The following is a 12,265-nucleotide window of genomic DNA, read 5'->3' on the forward strand; positions in this document are numbered from 1 at the left end:
AGCCTTGAGTGAAGCAGAAAACACTGGCCCACACGCAAAACACGCGCATGAGCGACGTGACGAATGGCCCGCAATCGGCCTCGCCCAGCGCTTTCCTCGAAAAACCTGTCGGGTCGTTCAACCCGACGCCTGCACCTTATAAACAGCAATCGAACGTGCAGACGCAAAAAAGCCGGGAATTTCCCGGCTGCCGCATCATACACACGTTTTCCCAAAGGATCACCCCGCCCGACGCTTTAGCCGCCGGGCGGAGTGCCTCAGGTCAACGTCGCATCAAGGCTTGGACTTTTCCAGGTAGTGGAAGAAGTCGCTGCTTGGGTCCAGGACCAGGACGTCGGATTTGTTCGCAAAGCTTTCACGGTAGGCACGCAGGCTACGGTAGAACGCGTAGAACTCCTGATCCTGGCCGTAGGCCTTGGCGTAGATCGAAGCGGCCTGGGCATCACCATCACCACGGACCTCTTCCGATTCACGATAGGCTTCGGCCAGCAGCACACGGCGTTGGCGATCGGCGTCGGCACGGATGCCTTCGGCCAGCTCGTTACCCTTGGCACGGTGCTCGCGGGCTTCACGCTCACGCTCGGTGCTCATGCGCTCGAACACGCTGCGGTTCACTTCCTTCGGCAGGTCGATGGCCTTGACCCGGACATCGACCACTTCGATACCCAGCTCTTTTTCCGCCATCGTGTTCAGCGAACGGGTGATGTCGGCCATGAGCGCATCACGCTCACCGGACACGACTTCATGCAGCGTGCGCTTACCGAACTGGTCACGCAGGCCCGATTCCAGACGACGGGACAGGCGCTCGTCGGCGATCTGCTTCAGGCCCGAGGTCGCGGTGTAGAAGCGCTCGGCATCCTTCACGCGCCACTTGGCATAGGCATCCACCATCACGGCTTTCTTTTCCAGCGTCAGGAAGCGTTGCGTCGGCGCATCCAGCGTCATCAGGCGAGCGTCGAACTTGCGCACCTTGTTGACGTACGGCACCTTCACATGCAGCCCCGGCTGGACATCAGGCTGGACCACACGACCGAATTGCAGCAACACCGCGCGCTCGGTCTGAGCCACGATGTAGAAGCAGTTCCAGGCAGCGATCGCCACGACGACACCGACAATAAGGGCGATCAGCGATTTATTGCTCATCAGCGACTCTCCCTGGTACGTGCTTGCTGTTGCTGCAGGTCCGCCGCCGCGCGAGCGTTGGCTTCATTGCTGGCGGCCGCCGAGCTGGTCGGTGGCGTGCTGGTGTTGCGACCGCTCTCGACCATCTTGTCCAGCGGCAGGTACAGCAGATTGCTCTGGCCGTTCTTGTTGCCGGTCACGAGGACCTTGCTGGTGTTGCTGAAGACTTCCTGCATGGTGTCCAGGTACAGACGCTGGCGGGTCACTTCAGGGGCCTTGCGATACTCGGCCACCAGCTTGGTGAAGCGATCAGCCTCACCCTTGGCACGGGAGACCACTTCGTCACGGTAACCGTTGGCATCCTCGATGATGCGCTGGGACTGACCACGGGCTTCGGGCACAACGCCGTTGGCATAGGTTTCGGCCTGGTTGCGCGAACGCTGCTCGTCTTCACGGGCACGGATTACGTCGTCGAAGGCTTCCTGGACCTCACGCGGGGCTGCCGCGCTCTGGACGTTGACCTGGGTGACGGTGATACCGGTGCGATAGGTATCGAGGAACCGTTGCAGGCGCTCCTTGATTTCGCTGGCCATCAGTTCACGACCTTCAGTCAGCACCTGGTCCATGGCGGTGGAACCCACTACGTGGCGCAAGGCACTTTCGGTCGCATGCTGCAGGCTGATTTCCGGCTGGTCGACGTTCAGCACGAAGTCCTGCAGGTTGGTGATCTTGTATTGCACGGTCAGCGGCACTTCGACGATGTTCTCGTCTTCGGTCAGCATCTGGCCCTGCTTGGTGTACGCCCGCTCACGCGTGACGTTTTCCAGGTACTTCTGGTCGATCGGCGGGAAGTAGATATTCAGGCCCGGGCCAACCGTCTCGTAGTACTTGCCGAAGCGCAGCACCACGGCCTGCTCCTGCTCGTCCACGACATAGACCGCGCTGTACAGCCAGATAGCCGCAAGCACGACCAGACCGATGCCGAGCAGGCCGAAACCGCCACCCTTGCCCGGCCGACCGCCCCCCTCGTCACCGCGTTTTTTACCACCACCGAACAAACCGTTCAGGCTTTCCTGCAGCTTTCGGAAGGCCTCGTCGAGATCCGGCGGCCCCTTGCGGTCGCCGTTGTTACGACGCTTGCCACCCCAAGGATCCTGATTATTCGAGTTGCCACCCGGCTCATTCCAAGCCATAGCGCTCTCCATCTGATAAAGCAAAGACGCACCCACGGCGCGCCGACCAATGCTACAGAATGCCTGACACCGCTTTCTCAGGCTTTTATTGCAAAGTGTGTTGCTCGATGAATTCCATCGGTTGCAGCCCTTCGCGGCTGACCAGCCGATTGAGCTCCGCCCGAGGCAGGCGAACAGCCAGCAGGCAGACGCCCTCTTCGTCGTGTTCTTCTTTTTGCACGGCCCCCAGCTCAAAGAACTGGGCCCGTAGCCGGGCGAAACGTTGCGGCAATTTCAGGGTGCCAACAAACAGATCATTGCCCAACAGCTCGGCCACAGCCTGCTTGAGCAGGTCCAGGCCGCTGCCGTCACGGGCCGACAGCCAGACCCGTTGCGGCTTGCCGTCGGCATCGCGCTGGATCTGCGGCTCCACGCCTTCGAGCAAATCGAGTTTGTTGTATACCTCGAGGATCGGCAAGTCCTGGGCTCCGATCTCGCCCAGCACCACCATCACCTGCTCGATCTGCAGCATCCGGTCCGGTTCGGCGGCATCGATCACGTGCAGCAGCAGGTCGGAGTTGCTCGACTCTTCGAGCGTAGCCCGGAAAGCCTCGACCAGCTTATGCGGCAGGTGACGGATGAAGCCCACGGTGTCGGCCAGCACGATCGGCCCGAGGTCGTCCAGGTCGAGTCGGCGCAGGGTCGGGTCGAGCGTGGCGAACAACTGGTCGGCGGCGTAGACGTCGGATTGGGTGACATTATTGAACAGGGTCGATTTGCCGGCGTTGGTATAGCCCACCAGTGAAACCGTTGGGATATCCGCGCGCTTGCGGCCGCGTCGCGACTGCTCGCGCTGGCTCCGAACCTTTTCCAACCGCCCCTTGATCTGGCGCAGGCGCACCCGTAGCAGGCGCCGGTCGGTTTCCAGCTGGGTTTCACCCGGGCCTCGCAGGCCGATACCGCCTTTTTGCCGCTCAAGGTGAGTCCAGCCGCGAACCAGCCGCGTACTCATGTGCTCAAGCTGGGCCAGTTCGACCTGGAGCTTGCCTTCATGGGTGCGGGCGCGTTGGGCGAAAATATCGAGAATCAGCCCCGTACGGTCGATCACGCGACACTCGAAGACACGTTCGAGGTTACGTTCCTGACTGGGCGTGAGGATGTGATTGAAAATCACCAGGTCAACCTGCTCGGCCTTGACCAGGTCGCGCAACTCCTCGACCTTGCCACTGCCGATCAGGAACTTGGCGGTTGGCCGATGACGCGGCACGTTGAAAAACGCGACGGTCTCGGCGCCAGCCGAAAGTGCCAATTCCTGAAACTCCTGCGGATCTTCGCGCGCCTCAGGGTCCTGTCCATCCAAGTGAACGAGTATGGCCCGTTCACCACCACCGTGGCGCTCAAAGAACAAAGGAGGCTCCTATCAGGCGTTACCCGGTTCAGCGTCACCGCCTTCGGATTCGGTTGCGCTAGGCAGACGAATTGGACGAACTGGCACGACGGTCGAGATCGCGTGCTTGTAGACCATTTGGCTGACGGTGTTTTTCAGAAGGATGACGAACTGGTCGAAAGACTCGATCGTGCCTTGCAGTTTGATCCCGTTGACCAGATAGATGGACACCCCAACTTTCTCTTTACGTAAAGTGTTCAAGTAAGGGTCTTGTAGCGAATGCCCTTTTGACATGTGCCGCACTCCTTTAAGGATCAATAATAAAAATCGGAATCAGATGGCTTGGGCCGTCACACCCCCAAGGATAGACGGCAATTGCAAGGACTCAGCTCAATATGGAGATGGTCCCAAGGTATTTCAAGGCGCGCGGCAGATTGTCGCAATCGAGACTGTCGAGCCAATGCAGGTCAGTCCAGCTGCGCAGCCAGGTGAACTGGCGTTTCGCCAATTGGCGCGTGGCAATGATCCCACGCTCCTGCATCTCGGCTGACGTCAGCTTGCCGTCTAGGTAATCCCAGACTTGTCGATAACCTACCGCACGTATAGACGGCAACCCGGCATGCAGGTCACTTCGCTCACGCAGGGCTACGACCTCGTCTATGAACCCCTGTTCCAACATTAATGTGAATCTTTGTTCAATTCGCCGATGCAGCACTTGCCGGTTCGCCGGAGCGATGGCCAGATTCGCGACAGTATAGGGCAATTGTTGCAGTCCCGAAGCGGCTGCTTCAGTACTTTGCGCAGATTGTCGTTGGCGCAGGGCCGTCATGCTCTGTCCGCTGACCCGATAAACCTCCAGGGCCCGACTGAGCCGCTGTGGATCATTGGGGTGAATACGCGCCGCCGATTCCGGGTCGATAACCGCCAATTGCTCGTGCAGGGCTTGCCAACCAAGGCGCGCAGCCTCTTCTTCGATCTGCGCACGCACCTCGGGATCGGCCGCGGGCATGTCCGCCAATCCCTCGACCAAGGCCTTGTAATACAGCATCGTGCCGCCCACCAGCAGCGGAACCTTGCCCCGCGCGGTGATCTCGGCCATGGCCTGGAGGGCATCACGGCGGAAATCGGCTGCCGAGTAGGCTTCGGCCGGGTCGAGGATGTCGATCAGGCGGTGGGGAAATTCGGCCAGCAGTTCTTTCGACGGCTTCGCGGTGCCGATGTCCATGCCCCGGTAGACCAGGGCCGAATCGACGCTGATCAACTCGCAGGGCAGGACCTTGGTCAATTCGATGGCCAGGTCGGTCTTGCCGGCGGCGGTCGGTCCCATCAGGAAAATCGCGGGTGGCAACTGGCTCATCAACGACCGCGCAAGAACAGTTTGTCCAGGTCGTCCAGGCCCAATTGGGTCCAGGTCGGCCGGCCATGGTTGCATTGACCGCTGCGTTCGGTGTTTTCCATGTCCCGCAGCAGGCCGTTCATTTCCGGCAGGGCCAGGCGCCGGTTAGCGCGGATCGCGCCGTGGCAGGCCATGGTGCCGAGCAGTTCGTTCAGGTGCGCCTGGATGCGGTCGCTGGTGCCGTATTCCATCAAGTCCGCCAGTACGTCACTGACCAGGCGATTGGCCTCGGCTTGTTTCAACAAGGCCGGGATCTGACGGATCGCCAGGGTTTCGGGCCCCAGGCGCTGCAATTCGAAGCCCAGGCGCTGAAACCAGGCCACATGTTCTTCGGCGCAATCGGCTTCGCGCTGGCTGACCGCCAGGGATTCAGGCACCAACAGCGGCTGGCCGCTCAAGCCTTCGCTGGCCATGGCGATTTTCAGCCGCTCGTACATGATCCGCTCGTGGGCGGCGTGCATGTCCACCAGGACCAGGCCCTGGGCGTTTTCCGAGAGGATATAAATGCCTTTGAGTTGCGCCAAGGCATAGCCCAGCGGCGGGATATCGCCTTGGCCGTCGGGCATCGCCGCCGCCCCGGCGTCCGGCAAGGGCTTGAAGAACTCGCGATAGGCCGCCTGGGCCTCGGCTGCCGGTACGTTGGATTGCGGGCGCGGGGTGTATTGATACTGATAGCCGCTGCCAGCACCGCTCCCGGCGGTGTTGTAGCTTGGTTGCGGCTGGGGCTGCTCCAGCAGTGCATTGGCCGCCAGGCGCATTTCGCCCTGAGGCCCGAATTCGCCGGCGTCCAACCCCGTTGGCCGGACCATGCCGCCCACCGCCGCCGGCGCCGCCAATTGATCTTCCGGACGCACGTCGCCCAAGGCACGGTGCAAGGTGCCGTAGAGGAAATCGTGGACCATGCGCCCGTCACGGAAACGCACCTCATGCTTGGTCGGGTGCACATTGACGTCCACCACGGCCGGATCGACTTCGAAAAACAGCACGAAGGTCGGATGCCGGCCATTGAACAGCACATCGCGATAAGCCTGGCGCACCGCGTGGGCCACCAGTTTGTCGCGCACCGCACGACCGTTCACGTAGAAATACTGCAAGTCCGCCTGGCTGCGGGAAAAGGTCGGCAACCCGACCCAACCCCACAGGTGCAGGCCATTGCGCTCCACCTCGATGGGCAATGCCTGCTCCAGGAAGCCTGCGCCGCACACCGCGCCGACACGGCGGGCGCGGGCCGCATCATCGTGGGCCTCGTGCAGGCTGAGGATGGTCTTGCCGTTGTGGCGCAAATGGAACGCCACGTCAAAGCGCGCCAGGGCCAGGCGCTTGATGACCTCCTGCAAGTGATCGAATTCAGTCTTCTCGGCCTTGAGGAACTTGCGCCGGGCCGGGGTGTTGAAGAACAGATCGCGCACTTCCACCGAGGTGCCCACCGGATGGGCCGCAGGCTGCACGCGAGAGGCCATGTCCCGGCCCTCGGTCTCGACCTGCCAGGCCTGCTCGGCGTCGCGGGTGCGGGAGGTGAGGGTCAGGCGCGACACCGAACTGATGGACGCCAGCGCCTCGCCCCGAAACCCCAGGCTCATGACCCGTTCGAGGTCTTCCAGGTCGCGGATCTTGCTGGTGGCGTGACGCGCCAAGGCCAGCGGCAGGTCGTCGGAAGAAATACCGCCACCGTCATCGCGCACCCGCAGCAGCTTGACGCCGCCCTGCTCGACATCCACGTCGATGCGCCTGGCCCCGGAATCAAGGCTGTTTTCCAACAGTTCCTTGATGACCGACGCCGGACGCTCGACCACTTCACCGGCAGCGATCTGGTTCGCCAGCCGGGGGCTGAGCAGCTCGATGCGGGCGTTGCTGCCGATCACTTCATCGCTCATTGCTGGACCGCCACGTCGTTGCCGGGAATGGTCAGCGTCTGGCCGATCTTGAGCTCATCGCTCTTGAGGTTGTTGGCGCTGCGCAAGGTCGCGGGGGACACCTGGTAACGCACGGCGATCATCGCCAGGGTTTCGCCAGGATTGACCCGATGGTCCCGCGGCCCCTGGGCGATCTTGCCAGAGTCGCGCAGCCAGGCGATGTAGGTGCCTGGCGGTGGGTTCTGCTGGAAGAACTGCCGCACGCCGCTGCTGATGGAACGGGCCAGCGCCTGCTGATGGTTGGAAGACGACAGTTTGGACGCTTCGTTGGCGTTGGAAATGAAGCCGGTTTCCACCAGGATCGACGGGATATCCGGCGACTTGAGCACCATGAACCCGGCCTGCTCGACGCGCTGCTTGTGCAGCGGCGTGACGCGACCGATGTTGCTCAGGACTTTCTGGCCAACGTTCAGGCTGGAGGTCAACGAGGCCGTCATCGACAAATCGAGCAATACACCGGCGAGCATCCGGTCCTTGTCGTCGAGACTGACGTTGCCGGCACCACCGATCAGGTCGGAACGGTTTTCGCTGTCGGCCAGCCAACGGGCGGTCTCGGACGTGGCGCCGCGATCGGACAGGGCAAACACCGAGGCGCCGAACGCCGCCGCGGAAGGCGCGGCGTCGGCGTGGATGGAGACGAACAGGTCGGCGCCTTTCTTGCGAGCGATTTCGGTACGCCCGCGCAAAGGAATGAAGTAGTCGCCGGTACGGGTCAGTTCGGCGCGGAAGCCCTTCATGCCGTTGACCTGGCGCTGCAATTCGCGGGCGATGGACAGCACCACGTCTTTTTCTCGCTGCCCGCGCGAACCCGAGGCGCCCGGGTCTTCGCCGCCGTGACCGGCGTCGATCACCACGATGATGTCGCGCTTGCCGGCTGGGGCCGGTGGCAGCTTGAGCGCAGGCTCGGTCGGGGTCACCGGCACCGCTGGCACCGTCGCGACATTGGGCGGCGGCGGCGCAGGTGGCGCCGCATCGGCCGGGTTGTCGAACAAGTCCACCACCAGCCGGTTGCCGTATTGGGCATTGGGGGCCAGGGTGAAGCTTTTCGGTGTGACGGCTTTTTTCAGGTCGATCACCACCCGCAGGTCGGTCGGCGTACGCTGGGCCGAGCGCATCGCGGTAATCGGCGTGTTGGCGGTTGCCACGTTCAATGGCGCGCCCAGGGACGCACCGTTGATGTCGATCACCAGGCGATCCGGGGCGGTCAGGGTGAATACGCTGTGCTGCACCGGACCCGTCAGGTCAAACACCAGACGCGTGTTGTCCGGCGCCCGCCAGAGGCGAACGCTGTTGACCTTTGTCTCGGCCACAGCATCGACGGCCAGTGCCGTAAGCAACAGTCCTACGACAGCAACCACCGCGCGAAAGCGCATACCAAACCCCATCATCAATTAGTTTTCCAATGCCAAAGCGGCACACCACGACTCGCCACGCGAGCCTTGCGGCGTCAGTTTCAGCGAACGCCCGCCGTTCTGCGCGCCAATGGTAATGGTCAGGTCGGGCTTTGGCAAAAAGCCTGCACCCTTCTGGGGCCATTCGATCAGGCACAAGGCATCATCTTCGAAATAATCGCGGATACCGAGGAATTCCAGCTCTTCAGGATCCACCAGTCGATACAGGTCGAAATGGAAGGCGCGAATGTCGCCGATCTCGTAGGGCTCGACCAGGGTGAACGTAGGGCTCTTGACGGAGCCAACGTGCCCGAGGCCGCGAATGATGCCACGGGACAGGGTGGTTTTCCCCGCGCCAAGGTCGCCTTCGAGAAAAATCAGGCCGTGGCCGGCGGTGATCTGCGCGATGCGGGCGCCAAATTGTGTCATGGCTTGTTCGTCGGCCACGTACAGGGTTACTTCAGACACGGTGAATGCTCCTCCAACAACTGACGAATGGCCGGAATCAGATCGGTGGCCGCCAACCCCCGACCCGAGCGACCGACCTGGGCACCGGCATTGGCATGCAACCAGACCGCCAGGCACGCGGCCTCGAAGCCCTCCATGCCCTGGGCCAGCAAGGCGCCGACCACGCCAGCCAGCACATCTCCCAGGCCTGCCGTAGCCATGGCCGGATGGCCCTGACTGCAAACCGCCAGGCGACCGTCCGGGCTGGCAATCAGGCTGCCAGCACCCTTGAGGATCACCGTGGCGGTGTATTTCTGACTTAATGCATGGGCCGCCGCCGGGCGATCGGCCTGCACCTGGGCTGTGGATATCCCGAGCAATCGCGCCGCCTCGCCCGGGTGCGGGGTGATGACACACTGCGCAGGCAAACCCACGTCACCGTTGCTCAGCAGGTTCAACGCATCGGCATCCCACACTTGTGGCAGCGGCGCATTGGCCGCCGCCGACAACAGGCTACGCCCCCAAGCGGCCTGGCCCAGGCCTGGCCCGACCACCAGCACGCTGGCCTGCTGGAGCAAACCCATCAGTTGGTTCGCCGAATGGGTACCCTGCACCATCACTTCCGGCAAACGCGTCAGCGCGGCGGATACGTGCTCGCTGCGGGTCGCCATCGAAACCATCCCAGCACCGCAGCGCAGGGCGCTTTCGGCGCTCATCTGGATCGCGCCGCCAAAGCCCCGGTCGCCACCGATCAACAGCACGTGACCGAACTTGCCTTTGTGGGAAGTGGCGGCGCGAGATGTCAGACGTGGCAGATTATGCGGTGAGAGCAGCCGGGCACTGGCCGGCGCCGGTTCAACAATCTCTGGGTCGGCGTGCAGGTCGTTGAACACCAGCTCACCGACCCGGTCCGCCGCTTCGCCGGTAAACAGGCCCAGTTTCAAGCCAATGAAGGTCACGGTCAGGTCGGCCACCACCGCGGTGCCCAACACCCGCCCGGTATCGGCGCACAACCCCGAGGGGATATCCACCGCCGCGACCGGCAGGCCGCTGACATTGATCGTATCGATGGCCTGCACATAAGGCTCGCGCACATCACCACTCACGCCCGTGCCCAACAGCGCGTCCAGCAATACGCCGCGCAACTCTGCCTCATCCGACCACGACTCCAACGGCACGCCGACCGCCACCGCCTCGGCGTGGGCATTGGCGGCGTCGCCTTGCAAGCGCCGAGGCTCACCCACTGTCAGCACCCGCACCGACCAGCCGGCACGCCGGGCCAGGGTGGCGACCAGGTAGCCATCGCCAGCGTTGTTGCCATGCCCGGCCAGCACCGTCAGCTCGTGGGCCTCAGGCCAGCGCCGGACGATCGCGCGCCAGGTGGCGCGGGCGGCGCGCTGCATCAATTCGAAACCGGCGGTGCCGGTCGCGATCAGTTGCGCGTCGAGGGCCCGGACCTGCGCGGCGCTGTACAGCGCGTCGGGAAAATCATCTTTAGTGTGCGGCATGCGTCTTCGGGCTCCGATGTCTGGCAGAATTATACGCATCTCAGCTCTGGTTTCTCTCGCCTCATGCCTGCCATTCCCACAGACCTCCCCGCCCTCGCCCAGTCCATCAAGGAGTGGGGCCGCGAGTTGGGCTTCCAGCAGGTCGGCATCAGCGGCCTGGACCTTGCCGAGCATGAGCAACACCTGCAACGCTGGCTCGACGCCGGCTACCACGGCGAAATGGACTACATGGGCGCCCACGGCAGCAAACGCTCGCACCCTGAGGAACTGGTGCCGGGTACGCTGCGAGTGGTATCCCTGCGCATGGACTACCTGTCGGGCGACACGCACATGGCGCAGATGCTCGGTCAACCGGAGAAAGCCTACGTCTCGCGTTATGCGTTGGGCCGCGATTACCACAAATTGATCCGTAAACGCGTGCAGCAATTGGCGGAAAAAATTCAGGCGGTCATCGGCCCCTTTGGCTACCGCGCCTTCGTCGACAGCGCACCGGTGCTGGAAAAAGCCATCGCCGAACAGGCCGGCCTGGGCTGGATCGGTAAAAACACCTTGGTGTTGAACCGCAAGGCCGGCAGCTATTTCTTCCTGAGCGAGCTGTTTGTCGACCTGCCGCTGCCGGTGGATCCGCCCCATGCCAGCGAACATTGCGGAAAATGCACCGCGTGCCTGGACATCTGTCCTACAAATGCCTTCGTCGGACCCTACGTGCTCGATGCCCGTCGCTGCATTTCCTACCTGACCATCGAGCTGAAAAGCTCCATTCCCGAGGAACTGCGGCCGTTGATCGGCAACCGGGTGTTCGGCTGCGATGACTGCCAGATCGTCTGCCCATGGAACCGCTTCGCCCGGCCCTCCGGGGAAAGCGACTTCAAGCCGCGACACAACCTGGACAATGCCGGGTTGGCCGAGCTGTTCATGTGGGACGAGGCGACTTTCCTGAGCAGCACCGAAGGGTCACCGTTGCGCCGTGCCGGTTACGAGCGCTGGTTGCGCAACCTGGCGGTGGGCCTGGGTAATGCGCCATCAACGATTCCCGTGCTGCAAGCGCTGGAGGCGCGGCGCGACGATCCCTCAGAGCTGGTGCGCGAGCACGTGGAGTGGGCGTTGCGTCAACATGCCGAGCGTCAAACCTCGTCGTTGTAGACGAACTTCGGCATTTCCCAGTGGAAGCGAATCGCCAGGAGCCGCAGCAGGAAACCGCCGAACAAGGTGATGAGGATCGCTTGTTCGCTCGGCAGTTGCAGGAAAACACACAGCAGATAACACCACGCCGCGGCAAACGAGACGCTGGCGTAGAGTTCACGACGGAAGATCAGCGGAATATCGTTGCAGAAGATGTCCCGTAGAATGCCGCCGAACACTCCAGTGATCACCCCGCTGACCGACGCCACCAGCATGCCATGGCCCATTTCCAGGGCCGTCATGCAGCCGATCAGGGTGAACGCCACCAGGCCAGCGGCGTCGAGCACCAGGAACAACGAACGCAAATGGCGCATCCAGCGCGCCAGGAACACCGTCAGCATCGCCGCTGCCGTGGTCAGCACCAGGTACTCGGGATGCTTGACCCACGTGAGCGGGTAATGACCGAGCAGCACGTCGCGCACCGAGCCGCCACCCAGCGCCGTGACGCAGGCGATCAGCACCACGCCGAACCAGTCCATGCCCCGACGCCCGGCAGACAGGGCGCCGGTCATGGCTTCGGCGGTGATGGCGATCAGATAAAGCATCAGCAACATGATGGCGGTCCGTACACAAAGGCGCGCAGTCTAGCCATTTCGGGCAGGCACCAAAAGAGGGCAGCCATCGACCATCCCAAACAAGGAATCTGTGGCCAGGAGATCTGTGGGAGCAAGGCTTGCCCGCGATGAAGGCGATGCGGTCTTTCAGGGACCGAGTCGCCTGTTTCGCGAGCAAGCTTTGCTCCCACAT

Annotated in this window: 11 protein-coding genes; 1 reads left to right on the forward strand and 10 read right to left on the reverse strand. The window is 62.7% G+C overall.

Annotated elements, in window-relative coordinates; translation table 11 throughout:
* Positions 1-273: 273 nt before the first annotated feature.
* The 9 genes from hflC to KI237_RS26905 form a co-directional block, all read right to left on the reverse strand.
* Positions 274-1,143 (reverse strand): protease modulator HflC, encoded by an 870-nt coding sequence (gene hflC, locus KI237_RS26865; RefSeq protein ID WP_212797767.1) that lies wholly within the window; start codon positions 1,141-1,143, stop codon positions 274-276.
* Positions 1,143-2,315 carry an FtsH protease activity modulator HflK gene (hflK, locus tag KI237_RS26870; RefSeq protein ID WP_212797768.1) on the reverse strand — a complete coding sequence of 391 codons (1,173 nt, stop codon included), beginning with the start codon at positions 2,313-2,315 and terminating at the stop codon, positions 1,143-1,145. Before hflK ends, hflC begins: the two co-directional genes overlap by 1 nt.
* An 85-nt stretch (positions 2,316-2,400) precedes the next feature.
* Positions 2,401-3,702: a ribosome rescue GTPase HflX gene (gene hflX / locus KI237_RS26875; protein WP_122567306.1), complete on the reverse strand. Its 1,302-nt coding sequence runs from the start codon at positions 3,700-3,702 to the stop codon at positions 2,401-2,403.
* Positions 3,703-3,714: 12 nt separating this feature from the next.
* Positions 3,715-3,975, reverse strand: coding sequence for an RNA chaperone Hfq (hfq, locus tag KI237_RS26880; protein WP_003186419.1), 261 nt, complete (start codon positions 3,973-3,975; stop codon positions 3,715-3,717).
* A gap of 91 nt (positions 3,976-4,066) precedes the next feature.
* Positions 4,067-5,038 (reverse strand): tRNA (adenosine(37)-N6)-dimethylallyltransferase MiaA, encoded by a 972-nt coding sequence (miaA, locus tag KI237_RS26885; protein ID WP_212797769.1) that lies wholly within the window; start codon positions 5,036-5,038, stop codon positions 4,067-4,069.
* Positions 5,038-6,951 carry a DNA mismatch repair endonuclease MutL gene (gene mutL, locus KI237_RS26890; protein WP_212797770.1) on the reverse strand — a complete coding sequence of 638 codons (1,914 nt, stop codon included), beginning with the start codon at positions 6,949-6,951 and terminating at the stop codon, positions 5,038-5,040. The genes miaA and mutL overlap by 1 nt, the downstream gene beginning before the upstream one ends.
* A complete protein-coding gene (locus KI237_RS26895; RefSeq protein ID WP_283246279.1) occupies positions 6,948-8,378 on the reverse strand; it encodes an N-acetylmuramoyl-L-alanine amidase in 1,431 nt (476 codons plus the stop codon). The genes mutL and KI237_RS26895 overlap by 4 nt, the downstream gene beginning before the upstream one ends.
* Positions 8,379-8,381: 3 nt before the next feature.
* The gene (gene tsaE / locus KI237_RS26900; RefSeq protein ID WP_003197219.1) at positions 8,382-8,849 is read right to left on the reverse strand and encodes a tRNA (adenosine(37)-N6)-threonylcarbamoyltransferase complex ATPase subunit type 1 TsaE; all 468 of its coding nucleotides are present in this window, start codon (positions 8,847-8,849) and stop codon (positions 8,382-8,384) included.
* The gene (locus KI237_RS26905; RefSeq protein ID WP_212797771.1) at positions 8,837-10,336 is read right to left on the reverse strand and encodes an NAD(P)H-hydrate dehydratase; all 1,500 of its coding nucleotides are present in this window, start codon (positions 10,334-10,336) and stop codon (positions 8,837-8,839) included. The genes tsaE and KI237_RS26905 overlap by 13 nt, the downstream gene beginning before the upstream one ends.
* 63 nt (positions 10,337-10,399) lie before the next feature.
* Between KI237_RS26905 and queG the strand changes: the two genes are divergently transcribed.
* Positions 10,400-11,479, forward strand: coding sequence for a tRNA epoxyqueuosine(34) reductase QueG (gene queG / locus KI237_RS26910; RefSeq protein WP_212797772.1), 1,080 nt, complete (start codon positions 10,400-10,402; stop codon positions 11,477-11,479).
* Here the strand turns inward: queG and KI237_RS26915 are convergent.
* Positions 11,461-12,075, reverse strand: a complete 615-nt coding sequence (locus KI237_RS26915) for a trimeric intracellular cation channel family protein (RefSeq protein WP_177343157.1) — start codon at positions 12,073-12,075, stop codon at positions 11,461-11,463. The genes queG and KI237_RS26915 overlap by 19 nt on opposite strands.
* Positions 12,076-12,265: the final 190 nt, after the last annotated feature.

The sequence above is a fragment of the Pseudomonas sp. St316 genome, assembly GCF_018325905.1.
Taxonomy (GTDB): Bacteria; Pseudomonadota; Gammaproteobacteria; order Pseudomonadales; family Pseudomonadaceae; genus Aquipseudomonas.